Raw genomic sequence first — 17,511 nt, 5'->3', positions numbered from 1 at the left:
CCGACTCATGCTGGTCGAGTAGCCGCGGAGCGGCGTATCGAGACCCGAAGTCCTGCAGAACGGTGGATCTCGATACGCCCGCTGCGCGGGCTACTCGATCAGCATGGGCCGCGCGATGCGCGGGCTGTCCGATCGGCAGGGGGACCGGCCGTCGGCCGGGCTGTCCGATTTGCAGGAGGTGAGCCGACTCATGCTGGTCGAGTAGCCGCGGAGCGGCGTATCGAGACCCGGAGTCCTGCAGAACGGTGGATCTCGATACGCCCGCTCAGCGGGCTACTCGATCAGCATGGGCCGCGCGAGGCGCGGGCTGCTTGATCGGGATGGACCGCGCACTGCACGGCTGCTTGACCGGCAGGGGCGGCCCGCTGTGCGGGCTGCTCGATCAGGAGGGCGGGACGGCGAAGGGCCCGGCCGCGGGTGCGGTCGGGCCCTTCACGGTGGCGGCGGGTCAGTGGCCCGCCTGGACGCTCGTGGTCTCGAGCAGCTCGTCCGCCTTGGAGCCGCGGAAGAACTTGGTGCAGAACATCATGGCCGCGGCGAGGAAGGCGAAGACTCCGAGGGAGACGACTCCCCACACGCCGCTGTCGGTGGGCACGGCCTCGTTGAAGCCGTTGCGCATCAGCGGGGCGACGAAGCCGCCCAGGTTGCCGAGCGAGTTGATCAGGCCGATGCCGGCCGCGGCCGCCGCTCCGGTGAGGAACGCGGTCGGGTAGGCCCAGGTGATCGGTCCGACGGAGAGGAAGCTCGCCACCGCGAGGGTGATGAACAGCAGGCCGAGGATCGGCTGGCCGGCCGATCCCGCCCAGGCCGAGCCGAAGATCGACAGTCCGGTGAAGATGTAGAACATCGCGCCCCAGGAGCGGCGGCGGCGGATCGTGTTGGCGTGCTGGCCCACGTAGTAGCAGGCGAACAGGCCCACCAGCCACGGGATGGCCGAGACGAGGCCGACCTGGAAGCCGACGTCCTGCCCGATCAGATTCGCGACCTGCTGCGGGAGGTAGAACGTGGTGCCGTAGACCGCGATCTGCAGGCAGAAGTAGATGATCGTGAAGTACCAGACCTTCCAGCTGGCCATCGCCTTCCAGATGCCGGTCGGGCCGTCGGCCTGGCGCACGGTGTCCTCACGCTCCATCGCCGCCGTCAACGAGTCCTTCTCGCCCTGCGTCAGCCACTTCGCCTTCTGCGGATGGTTCGTCAGGAACTTCAGCGCCGCTATCCCGGCGAGCACCGCGAGCACGCCCTCGGTGAAGAACATCACCTGCCAGCCCTCCCACGGGGTGATCTGGTTGCCGACGCTGATCAGGCCGCCGCTGAGCGGGGCGCCGAGCATCTGCGAGAAGGGCTGCGCCAGGTAGAAGATCGCGAACATCTGCACGCGGACCTTGTTGGGGAACCACTCCGACAGGAACATGATCACGCCGGGGAAGAGGCCGGCCTCGGTCACGCCGAGCAGGAAGCGCAGGACGATGAACATCGTGTCGCCGGTGGTGAAGGCGAATGCCGCGGCGACGATGCCCCAGGTGACCGCGATGCGGGCCAGCCAGAACCGCGCGCCGAAGCGCTTGAGCAGCAGGTTGCTCGGGATCTCGAAGATCGCGTAGCCGATGAAGAAGATGCCGGCGCCGAGTGCGAACGCGCCGTCGGAGATGCCGCGGTCGACCGAGAGCGCCTCCTCGGCGAAGCCGACGTTGGTGCGGTCGAGGAACGCGACGAAGTAGAGGATGACGAGCATCGGCATCAGATGCCGCGACGCCTTCGAGATGGCGGATTTCAGCGCGGGATCACGGGTGGATCCGAGGGCTGGGGACGAGGTGGTCAAGGCGCTCTCCTTTGAGTCGGCCGAATGCGGTGAGGGGTGGGAGGGGTCAGGAGCCGAGCGCGGGCAGGATCTGCGCCATGCCGACGGCGACGAGGATCACGCCGACGCCGAGGAAGATCCAGCGGCCGAGCGACCAGGTTCCGGTGAGCTTGTTCATGGGGTGTCCGTTCGAGTCGGGGCGAGAAGGGATCGGGGATCAGTGCATGTAGAGGCCGCCGTCGACGTTCAGGGTCTGACCCGTCACGAAGCCGGCGTCCTCGCTGATGAGGTACGCGATCGCCGCGGCGATGTCGCGGGGCGTGCCGATGCGCGGGAGCACGCCGTCGGCGGCCATGGCCGTCTTGCGCTCCTCGGTGAGGGTGCCGCCCATGATGTCGGTGTCGATCGGGCCGGGGGAGATCGCGTTGACGGTGATCCCCTGGCCGCCGAGCTCCCGGGCGACGCTGCGGGTGAAGCCGATCACGCCGGCCTTGGCCGCGGAGTAGGCGGTCTTGCTGAAGGTGCCGCCGCCGCGCTGGGCGGAGACGGAGGAGAGGCTGACGACGCGGCCGACGCCGCGGGCGACCATCGACTCCACCGCACGGCGGGTGCTGAAGTGCACGCCGTTGAGGTTGACGTCGAGGACCCGCTGCCACTCCTCGGGGGTGACCTCGAGGTACGAGACGGGGGAGGCGATCCCGGCCAGGTTGACCAGCGCCACGACGGGCGGGAGGGCGGCCTCGAGCGTGTCGAAGGCGGCGCGGACCTGCGCGTCGTCGGCGACGTTCGCGCCGGCGCCCGCGGCCTGGACGCCGTGCTGCTCGGCGATCTCGGCGGCCACCTCCTGCGCGGCCTCGGCGTGGAGGTCGATGACGCCGACGTTCCAGCCGAGCTCGGCGAGGTGGTGGGCGGAGTAGCGGCCGATGCCGCGCGGGGACGCGGCGCCGGTGAGGACGACGGTCCGGGACTCGGGGAATGCGGTCATGAGGGTGCTCCTTCTCGGTCGGCGCGTCAGGCGATCGGCGCGGGGCCGAGCTCGTCCATCAGCTTCTTGATGGCGACGTAGGCGCGGTTGCGGTACGCGATCAGCTCCGCGGTCCGCTCGGCGGGCACGTCGAGGTAGCCGGCGCCGGACTTGGTGCCGAACTTCCCGGCGTCGACCAGCGCGGCCAGCGACTCCGGAGTGGCGAAGCGCTCGGGCCAGCGGGTCTGCAGCGAGGCGTAGCAGAAGGCGTAGACGTCGAGTCCGGCCATGTCGGCGATCGCGAACGGGCCGAAGACGGGGAGGCGGAAGCCGAAGGTGGTGCGGACGATCGTGTCGATGTCCTCGGGGGTGGCGATGCCCTCCTCGACGATCTGCGTCGCCTCGTGGAAGAGCGCGTACTGCAGGCGGTTGAGCACGAAGCCGGTGGAGTCCTTGACCCGCGCGGTCTCCTTGCCGGTCGCCGCGACGATCTCCTCGGCCAGGGTGATCGCGCTCTCGGCGGTGCCCCCGTGCGGGATCAGCTCGACGCCGGGGATGAACGGCGCCGGGTTGGAGAAGTGCACGCCGAGGAAGCGCTCGGGGTTCGTGACGGCCTCGGCCAGCGAGCCGATCAGGATGGTCGAGGTGTTCGAGCCGATCACGGCGTCGGGGCGCGCGGCGGCGCTGATCCGGCGGAGGGTCTCGTGCTTGATCTCGATCTTCTCGGGCACCGCCTCCTCGATGAAGTCGGCGGTCGCGACGGCCTCCTCGATCGAGGCGGCGGGGGAGAGGTTCCGCCGGATGCGCTCGACCGCGTCCTCGGGGAAGAGGCCGTCGGCGACGAACTGCGCGGTCTCGGTGAGCAGGCGCTCGTAGTTGCTGCGGGCGATCTCCTCGGAGATGTCGGCGATGACGACGGTGGCGCCGGAGAGCGCGAGGACCTGGGCCATGCCTCCGCCCATGTAGCCGGAGCCGACGACGGCGATGGTGCGTGCGGTCGGGGTGGTGGTGCCGGTGGTGTCGCTCATGTCTGTCGTTCCTTACTGCGAGGCCCGGGCCGCGCGGGGCAGCAGCGAGCGGATGTAGGTCTGGTTGGTCGAGCACATGCCGAGGCTGTCGCCGCCGTAGTGCTCGGCGAGGAGGATGCCGCGGAAGCCGCCCTCCACCGCGTCGCGCAGGACCTGGCGGTAGTTGATGAGACCGGCCTCCATGGTCGAGGGGACCGAGGTGGCCCAGGAGCCGTCGGCCGACTCGTCGCGGGTGTAGTTCTTCACGTGCATGTAGTTGGCGTAGGGGAGCGTCTTCGCGAACAGCTCGCGCCAGTCCTCGACCGGGCGGTGCAGGCGGATGAGGTTCGCGACGTCGGGATTGAGGCCGACGTTGTCCAGGCCCACCTCCTCGACGAAGCGGACGGCGCTGTCGGCGGTGCCGAGGTAGGTGTCCTCGTAGAGCTCGAGTGCGAGCGGGAGGCCCACGTCGGCGGCGTGCTTGCCGAGCTCGCGGATGCGGCTGACGGCGGCGTTCCAGACGTCGGGGTCGTCGGGGTCCTTCGGGCCCTCGGCGGTCCAGAACCAGAGCGCGCGCTTCTGGGCGGCGCTGAACGGCTGGTGCAGTCCGGTCGAGAAGACCTGCATGCCCCACTCGGCGGCCGCGTCGATGGTGCGGTGCGCGTAGGCGAGGTTCTTCTCCTCGTGCCCGGGCATGATCACGCTCTGGCGCTGCAGGTGCACCGAGGGGATGCCGATGCCGTGCGACTTCGCGATGCTGAGGAACTCGTCGCGGCGCGACGGCTCGAGATCGGCCGGGCGGACGTGGCTGTCGGCCAGCTCGGCGAGGGTGAAGCCGACCTGCTCGACCTGGGCGAACATGTCGTCCCAGACCTCGGGGGCCGCGTCGTGCAGGGCGACGCCGTCGCGGCCGACGGGCGGTATGCCGTGCAGGCAGGTGGCGATCGGCCAGGTCTCGGCGGTCCAGCTGTCGGGGTTCCAGTCGACGCCGTCCCAGGACTGCGCCCCCTGGAGGTTCGGCGCCCCCTGGACGGTCCGCGCGGGTGTGCTCTCGCTCATCAGTGCTCCATTGCGCTCGATTGCGACCGGCGTTGGTCGCACAAAAGATCCTATAGGAAATATAGTCCTGGAGCGGCGGAGCGCAAGGGGCGGGTGGGAGCGCGGCAGGCGGGACGCCATCCCGGCCACCTCCGGCACGTGGAAACCGCTTCGGCACGCTGAAACTGTCCGATTCCGCGAGCCTGAGCCGGATCCGCGAGTCGAACATCCGCCCCGGCCACGTCCGGCACGCGAAACTCAGTCCGGCACGTCGAAACCGACCGATTCCGCGAGCTTGAGCTAGAACTACGAGCCGAACATCCGCCTCGGCTACCTCCGGCACGCGCGAATCGTTTGGGCACGGCGGAACCGCCCGATTCCGCGAGCCTGAGCCGAAACCGCGAGTCGAGCATCCGCCCCGGGCACCTCCGGCACGTGGAAAACAGTCCGGCACGCTGAAACCGTCCGATTCCGCGAGCCGAGGCCGAAACCACGAGCCGAGGATTCGGCCCGGCTGCCTCCGGCACGCAAAAATCCGTCCGGCACGTCGAAACCGTTCAGTTCCGCGAGCCGAGGCCGACTTTGCGAGCCGAACCTGCGGTCCTGGGCAGTCCGCCCATCCTCGGCGCGTGAGAACCTCCCCCGCACGCCGGAATCGCCCGATTCCGCCAGCCGGGGAAGACTTCGCGAGCCCGCCCCTGAATCACGAGCCGAAGATCCGCCCCGGCCGCCTCCGGCACGGGAGAACCGCTCTGGCACGTCGAAACCGTGCGATCTCGCGAGCCCGGGCCTGAACCGCGAGCCGAAGATCCGCCCGGCCGCCTCCGGCACGCGAGAACAGCTCCGGCACGTCGGAACCGTGCGATCCCGCGAGCCCGGGCCTGAACCGCGAGCCGGATGTGCACCCAGGCCGCCTCTGGCGCGCGGAATCTGCTCCGGTACGTGAAAACCGTCCGATTCCGCGTGCCTGGGCCGGAACTGCGAGCCGAACATCGGCCACCGGCCACCTCCGGCACGTGAGAACCGCTTGGGCACGCAGGAACCGCCGGATTCAGCGAGTCCGAGCCGGATCCGCGAGCCGAAGTTTGACCTCGGCCACCTCCGGCACGCGAGAACCAGTACGGCACGCCGGAACCGGCTGATTCCACGAGCCCGAGCCGATCGAGCGAGCCGAGCCTCCGGCACCGGTCAGTCGGCGTGTCTCCGGCACGTCGGAACCGCTCCGGCACGGAGGAGCCGGCCGATCCCGTCGGACGGGCCGGGGCCACGAGTCCTTCGTCGTCCAGCGCGGTGGCGGCGGCGGGCGGACAGCCGAACGGCGGGGACCCCCGAGGGGATCCCCGCCGTCAGCGGTGGTGCGGTGGTGCGGTGGGTGTCAGCTCAGCGTGGAGCGGACGGCCGCGCGCGCCTGGTCGAGCGCGCTGCGCAGGGCGTCCGTGCTCGCCGCGCTCACCGAGCCGTGCGCGGCGGCCGTGCGCAGCTCGGCGCGCAGCTCGTCGCGGAACTCGGTGAGCAGCACCTCGGCGTCGCGCAGGGCGAGACGGGAGGCGGTGCGCGCGTCGACCGCGGCGGTGTCGGCGGCGGGGTTCTCGGCGGGCGGGGCGTCCTGCGGGCGCTCGCCGGTGGTCGAGCCCGAGGTCGAGTCCGACGTCGACTCCGCCGGGGCGGGCGTCTCGGCCGAGTGCTCCGGACCGCCGCGCGACGGACGCGAGTCGCGGGCGGCGCTCGCCAGATCCGCGCGCAGGCTCTTCATCGCCTCCGCGACGCCGAGGCGCACCTCGTCGGCCAGGCGGCGGACGGAGTCGGTCAGCTCCTCCTCGATGTCGCCGAGGTCGGTCGCGCGGTTCGCCAGCTCGTCGCGGCCGGCGTCGGTGATGGAGTAGACGGTCTTGCGGCCGTCGGCCTCCTTGGTGACCAGGCCCTCCTCCTCGAGCTTCGCCAGGCGCGGGTACACCGTGCCGGCGCTCGGGGCGTAGGTGCCGCCGAAGCGCTCGCTGAGCGCCTGGATCAGCTCGTAGCCGTGCTTGGGCGACTCCGCGAGGAGGTTGAGCAGGTAGAGGCGCAGGCGGCCGTGCGCGAAGACGGGGCTCACAGTGCGCTCGCGTCGGTGAGGCGCTGCGCGGCGGGAGCGGCGGGGGAGCGGCGGACGACGGTGACGGCGCCGGTCACCGAGTTGGCGGTGACGTCGACCCACTTCGAGTCGAGCGAGCCGGTGGTCGCGGTGTAGCCGCGGCCGAAGGTGCCCTTCACGACCTCGCCGTCGAGTTGGAGCGTGCCGGTGGCGGTGTTGATCCGGTAGCGGGCGCCGAGGCCCTCGTCGATCCGGATGGTGAGGTCGCCGCTGACGGTGTTGCACTGGATCTCGTCCGGTGCATCCTCGGCGTCGACGAAGACGCTGCCCGAGACGCCGTCGACGGAGAAGCGGGTGAGCGCGCCGGCGGTGGTGACGTCGCCCGAGACGGTGTGCGCGGTGACGCGGCCGGTGTGGTTGCGGACGGAGAGCTCGCCGTGGACGGTGTTCGCCTCGATGTCGCCGCGCAGGCCGTCGATGACGATGTCGCCGCCGACCGTGGAGACGCGGGCGTCCGAGTGCAGACCCGAGACGAGGCCGTCGGCCGAGACGGTGTCGAACTTGAGCGCGACGCCGCGGGGGACGAGCAGGCTGATGTCGGCGCGGTCGCCCTTGCGGCCGAGGCCCTTGGCGACGTCGACGACGGTGTCCCAGCGGAGCTGGATGTGGTCGACCTCGAGGCGGTCGCCGTCCATCGAGACCTTGAGCGGGCGGCCGGAGACGCTGTGCACCTCGACGCGGGCGGTGGGCTCGTCGTGCCCGATGACGTCGATCTGACCGCCGACCAGGGCGATCTTGATCGCGCGGACGACGTCGAGGTCGATGACCTTCGTCTCGCCCGCCTGCACGAGCCATTTCTCGAGCGACATGGTGCTCCTCCTCCTGCGCCCTCGCGGGGCGATCCTGCTGCTGGTGATACCGGGACGACTCGCGATATAGCGCGAGTCGATGGAAGTCACGATATATCGCGTGTTGCGCCGCGGGCAAGGGCGCTCGGCGATCACCCAGGGGAGCGCGAGCGTCTGCTAGACCGGGAGCATGGATCCGCTCACGGCACTGCAGGAGATCGCCGCCCTGCTCGAGCAGGAGCGGGCGTCGAAGTACCGCGCGAAGGCGTTCCGGAAGGCGCTCGCCGTGCTCGAGGGCATGGCCGAGGGCGAGCGGGCCGATCTCGCGCTGGTCCGCGCGGCGCCGGGGATCGGCGACACGACCTTCACCGTGATCCGCCAGGCGCTCGAGGGGCGGGTGCCGGACTACCTCGCCGAGCTGCGCGGCACCGCGTCCCTGCCCGAGAGCGCGCTGCGGAGCCTCCTCCGCGGCGATCTGCACAGCCACAGCGAGTGGTCGGACGGAGCGACGCCGATCGCGGCGATGGCCGACGCGGCCCGCGCGCTCGGCCACGAGTACCTCGCGCTGACCGATCACTCGCCGCGGCTGCGGGTCGCGCACGGGCTGAGCGCCGAGCGGCTCGCCGACCAGCTCGAGCACCTGGCCGGTCTCGACACCGGGTCGCTGCGGCTCCTGAGCGGGATCGAGGTCGACGTGCTCGAGGACGGCGCGCTCGATCAGTCCGAGGAGATGCTCGCCCGGCTCGACGTGGTGGTCGCGAGTGCGCACTCGAAGCTGCGGATGCCGAGCCGCGAGATGACGGCGCGCCTGGTCGCGGCGGCCGCGCATCCGCGGACCCGGATCCTCGGGCACGTCACCGGGCGGCTCGTCACGGGGGAGCGCGGCACCCGGCCGCCGTCGACCTTCGACGCGGAGGCCGTCTTCCGCGCCTGCGCCGACCACGGGACCGCGGTCGAGATCAACGCGCGCCCGGAGCGGGAGGACCCGCCGGACGAGCTGATCGCGCAGGCGCTGGAGCTCGGCTGCCTCTTCTCGATCGACAGCGACGCGCACGCCCCCGGTCAGCTCGGCCTCCTCGACTACGGCGCCGAGCGCGCCGAGCGCCTCGGCATCCCGCCCGACCGCATCGTGACGACGTGGCCGCTCCCGAGACTCCTGGACTGGCTCGCGCCCTGATCCCCCGCCGCGAGATGCCACTTGTGCACGCCTTTCACGGCGTGTCGCGTGCACAAGTGGCATCTCGCGGAAAGCGAAGTCGCGGGTGGTACCCCCTTGACAGGAGGGGCTAGCGCGGGGGGAGTTCCGGCGCAAGTAGTGATTTCCCAGCGTCGGGAGCGGCATGCTCGTGGGGGCCGTCTCCGAGGCGCGCCCTCCTCCGCTCCGACCAGACCAGGTGATCCCGTGGCCACGCAGACCGTTCTCGACGCCGTGCGCGCAGCGCCCACCCTCCTCGAGGCGATCCGGGCGGCCGACGCCCTGACGATCGCCGCCGTGAGCGACGGAGGCGGACGCGCGGTGCGCCTGCTCACCCGCGCGGCCCTCGACCCCGCCGACCAGCTCACCGCCATCGCCGCGGTGCACTCGCTCGCGCAGGTCTTCGACGAGGAGGCCGACCTCGCGCTGCTGCGGCTGCTCGCCGACGAGCGCGCCTTCATCCGCGAGCACGCCGCCTGGGCGTTCGGCGGCCGCCTGCCCCGGCCGGCCGCGGTCGGCCCGCTGCTGCGCATGGTCCGCGACGGCGGCTTCGCCGGCATGCTCGCGCAGCGCACCCTGCTGCTCTGGGCGTCCTCCACCCCCGACCTCGTCGCGCTCGCGCTCGAGGGTGCGCTGATCGGCGAGCGCGACCGCGACGTCCGCGCGCGCTACGTCGAGACGATCGGCCTGGTCCCCGGCGCGATCGCCGAGCGGACCCTCCTGCACACCGCCGCCGACGAGGGCGAGGTGTTCGAGGCGCGCGCCGCGGCCGCCGACGCGCTCGGCGAGCGGCCCTCCGACGACGCCGCGCTGATGCTCGCCCGCCTCGGCGAGATGCCGGAGCCGCTCGGTCCCGTCGCGCGCGTCGCCCTCGCCGACCGGGCGATCGCTCCCGTCGCCGACGCCGGCCCCACCGTCGCGCAGCTCTTCGTGCACGCCGACATCGACGGAACGCTCACCCGTGTCGGCGCGGGCGACAACGGCGGCATCGCCACCCTCCTCGTCCGCCTCGGAGACGCGCTGACCGAGGAGGACTGCATCGAGCGCGTCCTCACCCTCTCCCGCGGCACCTGGGCCGAGGCGGAGCGCGCGCTGGCCGAGCTGCCCGCCGCGGGCCACGGCTTCGCGCCCGTGCCGTTCGTGGGCGCCGCCGTGCCGATGCCGCTCGCCTGGCCGCGGCGTATCGCCGCCGAGCGCGGGATCCGCCGCTACCTCCGCGCGGCCGGCCGCGTCGACGTCGTGCACCTGCGGATGGCGGACGTCGGCTCGCTCGCCGCGGCCGCCGTCGCGCGCGAGCTGGAGATCCCCGTCGTCTTCACCGTCGCACCGGACCCGCACGCCCTGATCGCCGGGCTCGACGAGGCGGGCACCCTCTCGCGCGCCGACTTCGGCGACCGCGACGCCGTCGAGCACTTCTGGTTCCGCGTGCGCCTGGTGCAGCGGCTCGCCGCCGACGCCGCGCACACCGTGCTCTTCCCGCGCGCCGAGCTCGCCGAGACGATGCGCGACATGCTCGGCATCGACATCACCGCTCACCCCGAGCGGCACACGATCGTCCCCGAGGGGATCGACCTGCGCCTGGTCGAGCGCGGCGAGGAGGCGGCTCGCGCCGCCGCGGCCGGTGAGCCGGTCGCCCTCGACGCCGGCGACGACCTCTCCTCCCTCGACGCGCTCCTCGCCGAGCTGCCGGCCGAGCGCCGCGGGCTGCCGCTGCTGCTCAGCGTCGGGCGGCTGCACCGGGTGAAGGGGATGGCGACGCTGGCGGAGGCCTGGGCCGGCTCGCCGCTGCGCGACCGCGCGAACCTCCTCCTCGTCGGCGGCGACCTCGACGCGCCGACCCCCGACGAGACGGAGCAGCTCGACCGGATCCGCGCCGTCGCCGTCCGGCCCGGCTCAGCGGGCGGTCTGCTGCTCGCCGGGCACCGCCCCAACGGCACCGTCGCCCGCTGGCTGGGCGCCGTGCGTCACGGCCGCCCCGGGCTCGCCGCGGCCGGCGGCGCCTACGTCTGCGCGAGCGTCAAGGAGGAGTTCGGCATCGCGCTGCTCGAGGCGCTCGCCGCGGGGCTGCCGGTGGTCGCTCCGGCCACCGGCGGCCCGGCGACCTATGTGGAGGAGGGCGTGACCGGCTTCCTCGTCGACACCTCCGATCACGAGGCGCTCGCCGTCGCCGCCTGCTTCGCGCTCGACCTCGCCGCCGGTCCGCTCGCCGAGTACTCCGCCGAGCGCGGCCGCGCCATGGTGCGCGAGCGCTACACGATCGAGGCGATGGCGCACGCGCTCTCCGCCGTCTACGCGCGGGCGACCGCGGAGCAGGAGCGCCCGCTCGGCTCGGACCTCGTGCTGGGCGCCTCGTGACCCTGCTGATCGTCAGCCCCGACTACGCCTCGCACCTGCTGCCGCTGGCGACCCTCGGCACCGCCTGGCGCGAGGCCGGGGAGCGCGTCGTGGTCGCGACCGGCGACGCGACGCGCTCGATCGTCAACGGCTTCGGCTTCGAGCACGTCCCGCTCCGGCTCGGCCGCGGCTCCAACCCGGGCACGATCCGGGCGGAGGAGCAGGCGCCCGACGAGGGCGATTCGCTCCGCGGCTTCTTCGACGCGACCCGTCGCGGGATGGTGCCGACGCTGGAGTACCAGGCCGGCGAGCGGCTGACCGACCTGCTCTGGGACCCGGCGGGAGTCGCCGCGCGGCTGCGCGAGATCCTCGACGAGGTGCGGCCCGACGCGATCGTCGTCGACCACCTCGCCTTCACCGCGCGGGTCGCGCTGCGGGCGCTCGGCGTCCCCTACGGCGACGTGGTGCTCGGGCACCCGAGCGCACTGACGGTGCCGGGCGAGGTCTACGGCTTCCCGCCGGTCTGGCCCGACGCCTTCGAGCCGCCGGCCGAGGATCTGGCTCGGCTGCGGGCGCTCTGCGAGCGGGTCCGTGACTCCTTTACCGCGGAGTGGAACGCCGCGCTGACCGCGCTCGACCCGGCCGCGCCGCTCAGCCTCGACGCGTTCGCCGAGAGCGGCGACGTGCTGCTGCTGAACTACCCCGGCGAGCTGCACGACGCGGCGCGCACGGCGCAGCTCCCGCCGCACGCCTTCCTCGGCTCGGCCGTCCGCGGCGAGCCGCGCGACGCCGAGGTGGAGGAGTGGCTGGCCGCCTCGGACGACCCGGTCGTCTACGTGAGCTTCGGCAGCTTCCTCTCGGTGCGCGACGACGTGCTCGCGCGGGTGGTGGCGGCGCTGGCCGGCGTCTCCGTCGATGGGCGGCCGGTGCGCGTCGCGCTGGCCTCGGGCGCGACCGATCCGTCGGCCCTGGGCGACGTGCCCGCCGGCTGGCTGGTCCGCGGCTTCCTGCCGCAGGTGACGCTGCTCGGCCGGGCCGCGCTGGCGGTCACGCACGGCGGCAACAACAGCGTGACGGAGTCGATGACGGCCGGGGTGCCGCTGGTCGTGCTGCCGTTCTCGACGGACCAGTTCGCGGGGGCCGCGGGGCTGGAGGACGCGGGGGTCGCGGAGGTGCTCGATCCGAACGGTGCGACCGTCGATGAGCTGGCGGACGCCGCGCGGCGGATGCTCGCGCTGGACGGCGCGGCGCGGGAGCGGCTGGACGAGCTGTCCGCGGCGCTCACCGGGACGACCGGCCCCGAGCGGGCCTACGCGGCCCTGGCGCACGCCGCGTCGTGAGCACCGATCAGTCCGGCGCCGACGAGCCGGTCGCCGACGGACCCACCGCCGAAGAGCCTCTCGCCGACGGCCCCACCGCTGACGGACGCTGGCTGGTCGTCGACGGCCGCCGCTGGCGCCGGACCGACCCGAGCCTCCCCGAGGACGTCGTCGCGGCGCTGAAGTCGCACCTCGGCCGCGGCCGCTCCGGCGTGCGCACGGCGAAGAAGGCCGGCGACGAGGACGCGGTCGCCGCCGCCCGCACGCGGACCGGCCTGGCCAAGCACGGTCTCGGCGAGCGCGGCCCGAAGTGGTGGGACGAGCCCGAGCCCGCCCGCCTCGCCCGCGCCCTGGCGGCCCTCCGCGACCTCGACGCCCTGTAGCCCCTCCGCGAGATGCCACTTGTGAGCGCCCGCGTCGGCGTGTCGCGCTCATAAGTGGCATCTCGCGAAGGAGGCAGAGGGCGCGCGTCAGAGCAGGGACTGCGCCAGGGAGAGGGCGCCGCGGACGCCGGCCTCGTCGCCGAGGGCCGGGGGGACCAGGCGGAGGTGGGCGGCGCCGGTGCCGTTCGCACCGGGGGCGCCCATCAGGCGCTCCACCTCGGCCTCGGTGGCGGCGAGCAGGCCGGGCGTCTTGGCGACGCCGCCCCCGACGATCGCGAGGCGGACGCCCGCGACGTAGGCGAGTGTCGTCACGAGCTGGGCGAGGTAGTAGGAGCTGAAGCGCAGGTTCGCGGCCGCGTCCTCCGGTCCGAGGCTCGAGCCGTCCACGCCCCAGCGCGCCGAGATCGCCGGGCCGGCGACGAGCCCCTCGAGGCAGTCGCCGTGGAACGGGCAGGTGCCCTCGAAGCGGTCCTCCGGGTGCCGGCGCGGCAGCACGTGCGCCACCTCGGGCCAGCCGCTGCCGGCGAGCAGGCGGCCGCCGGCGATGATGCCGCCGCCGACTCCCGTGCCGACGGTGAGGTAGACGAAGTCGGGCTCACCCTGCCCCGCGCCCCAGCGCGCCTCGCCGAGAGCGGCGCCGTTGACGTCGGTCACGAGCGCGGTGCGGGCGCCGGGCGCCGCGGCCTCGAGCGGGGACAGCACGTCGGTGCCCTCCCAGCCGAGCTTGGGCGTGGAGGTGAGCCGGCCGTAGCCGGGCGAGGCGGGGTCGATGTCGAGCGGGCCGAACGAGGCGACGCCGATCGCGGCGACGGTCCCCTCGACGCCGTGGTCGCGGGTGAACGCGGCCAGGTCGCCGAGGGTCTCCGCCGGCCCGCGGGTGGGCAGGGTCGTCTTCGCGAGGATCCGCTCGGGGTCCTCCTGCGCGGCGATCGCGGCGACGACCTTGGTGCCGCCGGTCTCGATGCCGAGGAGGAGGGCGCGGGTTCCGGTGGTCACCGGGTCAGCAGGCCGCGACGCGTCCGACCTCGGCCGAGAGCGTGAGCTCGCTGCCGAGGACGACCGCGTAGTCGAGGTGCAGGCGCTTCAGCGAGTCGACCGTGGCGGCCGGAACGCACTCGGGCCGGCTCAGCGAGATCGGCGAGCCGTCCGCGGCGGCGATCGCGGCTCCGGAGAGCGCGTCGGCGAAGCCCTCGCCCGAGGCGAGGTAGGTGGTGTCGGTGAGCTCGGCGGGCGCGTACGCCTCGTTGATCAGGCGGCTGGTCGCGTAGCGGCTCTCGCCGCCGATGCGCGTGGTCCGGTCGACGAGGCCGGCCGAGGTGAGCTCGGCCTGGATGCCCGCGGAGATCGACGGCTCCTGGCCGAGCACGACCGCGGTCGTCGGGTCCAGGCGCGAGACCGCCGCGCGCGTGGCGGCGTCGAGGGCGGCATTCGCGCCGTCGACGAGGAGCACGGGCTCGCCCAGGCGGCCGGCGACCGGTCCGACGGAGAGGGCGTCGGGGAAGTTGCCCCCGGTGGCGAGGAAGACGTCTTCGGCCGAGCCGGCCGGGAAGGCGTCGGCGACGATCCTCCGCGAGGTGTCGTAGCGGTCGGTGCCGCCGATCCGCACGACCGTGCCGGCGACGGCGTCGATCTGCTGGAAGACGGCCGCCGACACGGTCAGCTCGCTGCCGACGACGACGACCTTCTTCGGGGCGAGCCGCGTGATCTCGGCGCTGGTGACGGGGAAGAGCTGGTCCGGGTCGGTCAGGAGCAGCGCGCCACCCTGGACCGCGGCGGCGGGTGCGGCGCTGAGCGCGTCGGCCCAGCCTCCTCCGCTCGCGATGTAGAGCACCGGCACGCCCGGATCGACGGACTGGGTGCTGGCGACGGAGGTGCCGTAGCGGTCGCTGCCGGAGATGCGGGCGGAGGAGAAGGACCACGCCTCAGGGGCGAAGTCGACGGCCGTGACCGGGCCGCCGGTGACGGCGACCTTCGTGGAGTCACCCACCCAGTCGGTGCGCAGCCAGAACTGGTCGCCGACGGTGGGGACACCGCTGCCGGTCGGCTCCTCGACCACGCGGACGACGTACGAGCCGTTCTCGAGTCCTGTGAGGGAGTAGTCCCACGTCGCGCCGGCACCGAGGGTCCTCTCGGTCGAGGCGACGAGGTCCGCGTCCCTCGGGTCGCCGGCGACGTCCCAGGCCTGCACCACGAAGCGGTGCGAGCCGGCGACGGCGGGCACCGTGACCCTGCCGCTGATCGCCCCGTCGGCGGCCATCGCCGCGGAGGCGGGCCCCACGACGAGGCCCGTGACGGCGAGGGCGCCGACCGCGAGCGAGGAGAGGGAGAGCGAGAGCGCTGAGGAGCGGCGGCGTCGAGGAGTCACGGTGTGGCTTTCCGTTGAGCGCGGCGGGCCGCGGCGGACACGATGGTTCGAATGCTAACGGCCCCGGTCGGAGGATCTGTCCCCCGACCGGGGCACTTCTGGTGAGTGCTGGCCGGTTCCGGGTCAGCAGCCGCGGAGCGACGCCACGTCCGCGGTGAGCGTGCGCACGCTGCCGAGCAGGAAGATCCGGTCGAGGTCCTGGCCCTGCATCGCCTTGCGGGTCTCGACGGGGACGCAGTTCGGCTCGCTCAGGTAGAGCGGGGCGCCGATCGAGGCGGCGGCGGGACCGGCCGCGAGGGCGTCGGCGAAGCCGGTCGCCGACGCGAGGAAGGCAGTGTCGACCAGCGGCGAGGGCGGGTAGGCCGCGTTGAGCAGGCGGCTGGTGTCGTGGCGGTCCTTGCCCGCGATGCGGTTCACGGAGCCGGTGAGGCCCGAGGCGCGGAGGTCGGACTCGATGCCGCTGGAGATCGTGCCGGTGCCGCCGATGAGCTGGCCGCGGCCGGCGTCGAGGCGGTCGATCGCGGCGCGGGTCGGCGCGTCGAGGCCGGGCTGCGCTCCGTCGACGAGCAGCACCGGCTGGTCGGTGCGGCCGGCGATCGGCGCGACGGACAGGGCGTCGGGGAAGTTGCCGCCCGTGGCGAGGAAGACGGTGCCGAAGCCGGCCGTGGGGAAGGCGCCCTCGACGATCTTCCGCGAGGTGTCATAGCGGTCCGAGCCGGCGACGCGGGAGGTCGGGGCGAAGGTGGCGAGCCGGTCGTAGACGGCGTCGCTGACCGAGAGCGCGTCTCCGACGACGACGATCCTCTTCGGCGAGAGGCGCGTGATCTCGGCGGCGAGGATGTCGGGGACGTCGTCCCGGTTGGTCAGGAGGAGGGCGCCGTCCTGCGTCGCGGCCGCGGGGCCGGCGCTGAGCGCGTCCGCCCACTTCTCGCCGCTCGCGATGTAGAGGACGGGGAGGTCGTCGCCGAAGTAGGAGCGGGTCACGGCGATGGCGGTCGCGATGCGGTCGTCACCCTGCAGGCGCCCGACCTCGGACTGGTACGCGGTCGGGGCGAAGTCGACGCCGGTGCGGCCGGCGGCGGGGACGGGGACGATCGCCGCGCCGGTGAGGCGGGGCAGGTTCGAGAAGTACTGGTCGTCGTAGGACGGGTAGCCGGGCTCGGCGAGGCGGAAGACCCACTCGCCGGCGGGGAGCGCCTTCTGCGCGGTGGTCCAGGCGTCGGCCGTGCCCGGGATGCCGGAGGTGCGGACCTCGGCGAACGGGTAGTAGGCCTTGGTCTCGCGCTCGTACCAGTAGGGCTGCACGACGAACGAGGTGGTCGAGACGCCGGACGCGGCGCTGGCGGTGACGGTGCCGGAGGCGGCGGTCGCGCGCGGGAGGCTGATCGTGAGGTCGGTGCGGGACTCGCCGACGCCGTCCGCCTCGACGTCGATCGGGGTGTCGCCGAACCAGGTCGGGTACCAGCTGTCGTCGCCGTCGACCGAGGCGAGGAGGTAGTAGGCCTCGCCGCCCGGGAGGGTGAGGGAGAAGGCGGCCTCGGTGGCGATCGTGCGGATCTCGGTGCCCGCGCCGTTCTCGACGCGGAGGCGGTAGGCGGCGCCGGTCGGAGCGGGGTGCGCGGCGTCGGTGTCCTTCAGCGCGATGGTGCCGGAGAGGACGATCTCGGCGGCCGGGTCGGCGGCGACGGCGTCGCGCTGGGTCTTGGCGTTCGACAGCGCGCGATCGAAGGCGTCGGTGGTCGCGGTCTGCGTCACGGTGCCGAGTGGGGCGTCCTCCTGCGCCTGCGCCGGACCGGCGGCGAGGCCGGTGAGCAGCACGGCGGAGACGCCGAGTGCGGTGAGAGGAGCGAGCGGCCGACGGCGGCGAGGAGTCACGGCAGATCTTTCGAGAGGATCCGCGGCGGACCGCGGGCGGACACGGTGCCTGAATGCTAGCTGCCAGGGTGCCTCGAGAACTCTCGCGGCGCCGCCCCGCAGACCCCCATCCGGGGGCCCGTCGCGGATCGGCGGGGGGTTGGCGGCGGGCGGCCGCGTCGGCGCCCCGTGCTGAGGAGCGGCCCGCGCAGCGCACCCCCTGCTGATCGAGTAGTCCGCGCAGCGCACCCCATGCTGATCGAGTAGGCCGCGCAGCGGGCGTATCGAGATCCACGCCCCGGCAGAGTGGTGGCGCAGCAGTCCTTGCGGTGGTG

At 73.3% G+C, this 17,511-nt stretch carries 13 protein-coding genes; 4 read left to right on the top strand and 9 right to left on the bottom strand.

Features of this window, described 5'->3' with window-relative positions; all coding sequences use genetic code 11:
* Positions 1-448 precede the first annotated feature (448 nt).
* From MT351_RS10585 to MT351_RS10560, 6 genes are all read right to left on the bottom strand, one after another.
* The gene (locus tag MT351_RS10585) at positions 449-1,819 is read right to left on the bottom strand and encodes an MFS transporter (RefSeq protein ID WP_243582147.1); all 1,371 of its coding nucleotides are present in this window, start codon (positions 1,817-1,819) and stop codon (positions 449-451) included.
* Positions 1,820-2,015: 196 nt separating this feature from the next.
* Positions 2,016-2,783 carry an SDR family NAD(P)-dependent oxidoreductase gene (locus MT351_RS10580; RefSeq protein WP_243582146.1) on the bottom strand — a complete coding sequence of 256 codons (768 nt, stop codon included), beginning with the start codon at positions 2,781-2,783 and terminating at the stop codon, positions 2,016-2,018.
* 26 nt (positions 2,784-2,809) lie between these two features.
* Complete coding sequence (locus MT351_RS10575) at positions 2,810-3,790, bottom strand: 3-hydroxyacyl-CoA dehydrogenase family protein (protein WP_243582145.1); 981 nt, start codon at positions 3,788-3,790, stop codon at positions 2,810-2,812.
* A gap of 12 nt (positions 3,791-3,802) precedes the next feature.
* A complete protein-coding gene (locus MT351_RS10570; protein ID WP_127887715.1) occupies positions 3,803-4,828 on the bottom strand; it encodes a sugar phosphate isomerase/epimerase in 1,026 nt (341 codons plus the stop codon).
* 1,354 nt (positions 4,829-6,182) lie between these two features.
* A complete protein-coding gene (locus MT351_RS10565) occupies positions 6,183-6,899 on the bottom strand; it encodes a PadR family transcriptional regulator (protein WP_243582144.1) in 717 nt (238 codons plus the stop codon).
* Positions 6,896-7,747, bottom strand: a complete 852-nt coding sequence (locus MT351_RS10560; RefSeq protein WP_127887713.1) for a DUF4097 family beta strand repeat-containing protein — start codon at positions 7,745-7,747, stop codon at positions 6,896-6,898. Before MT351_RS10560 ends, MT351_RS10565 begins: the two co-directional genes overlap by 4 nt.
* A gap of 169 nt (positions 7,748-7,916) precedes the next feature.
* On the opposite strand from MT351_RS10560, the gene MT351_RS10555 reads away from it, so the two are divergent.
* From MT351_RS10555 to MT351_RS10540, 4 genes are all read left to right on the top strand, one after another.
* A complete protein-coding gene (locus tag MT351_RS10555) occupies positions 7,917-8,903 on the top strand; it encodes a PHP domain-containing protein (protein WP_243582143.1) in 987 nt (328 codons plus the stop codon).
* A gap of 225 nt (positions 8,904-9,128) precedes the next feature.
* Positions 9,129-11,276 (top strand): glycosyltransferase, encoded by a 2,148-nt coding sequence (locus MT351_RS10550; RefSeq protein ID WP_243582142.1) that lies wholly within the window; start codon positions 9,129-9,131, stop codon positions 11,274-11,276.
* Entirely contained in the window at positions 11,273-12,595 is a 1,323-nt protein-coding gene (locus MT351_RS10545; protein WP_243582141.1) for a glycosyltransferase, read from the top strand. Before MT351_RS10550 ends, MT351_RS10545 begins: the two co-directional genes overlap by 4 nt.
* Positions 12,596-12,687: 92 nt before the next feature.
* Complete coding sequence (locus tag MT351_RS10540; protein WP_132436972.1) at positions 12,688-12,957, top strand: biopolymer transporter Tol; 270 nt, start codon at positions 12,688-12,690, stop codon at positions 12,955-12,957.
* 87 nt (positions 12,958-13,044) lie between these two features.
* Here MT351_RS10540 and MT351_RS10535 read toward each other — a convergent pair whose 3' ends face one another.
* The 3 genes from MT351_RS10535 to MT351_RS10520 form a co-directional block, all read right to left on the bottom strand.
* Positions 13,045-13,953: an ROK family protein gene (locus MT351_RS10535; RefSeq protein ID WP_132436631.1), complete on the bottom strand. Its 909-nt coding sequence runs from the start codon at positions 13,951-13,953 to the stop codon at positions 13,045-13,047.
* Between the two features lie 4 nt (positions 13,954-13,957).
* Positions 13,958-15,322 (bottom strand): cell wall-binding repeat-containing protein, encoded by a 1,365-nt coding sequence (locus tag MT351_RS19980; protein ID WP_308197734.1) that lies wholly within the window; start codon positions 15,320-15,322, stop codon positions 13,958-13,960.
* A 123-nt stretch (positions 15,323-15,445) separates the two neighbouring features.
* Positions 15,446-17,197, bottom strand: a complete 1,752-nt coding sequence (locus tag MT351_RS10520; protein ID WP_132436635.1) for a cell wall-binding repeat-containing protein — start codon at positions 17,195-17,197, stop codon at positions 15,446-15,448.
* Positions 17,198-17,511 lie beyond the last annotated feature (314 nt).

Origin of the sequence: Rathayibacter sp. VKM Ac-2926 (genome assembly GCF_022815565.1) — a bacterium.
Lineage (GTDB): Bacteria > Actinomycetota > Actinomycetes > Actinomycetales > Microbacteriaceae > Rathayibacter > Rathayibacter festucae.
Note: the sequence above shows the minus strand (reverse complement) of the source record. Positions and strands in the feature narration are given on the sequence as shown.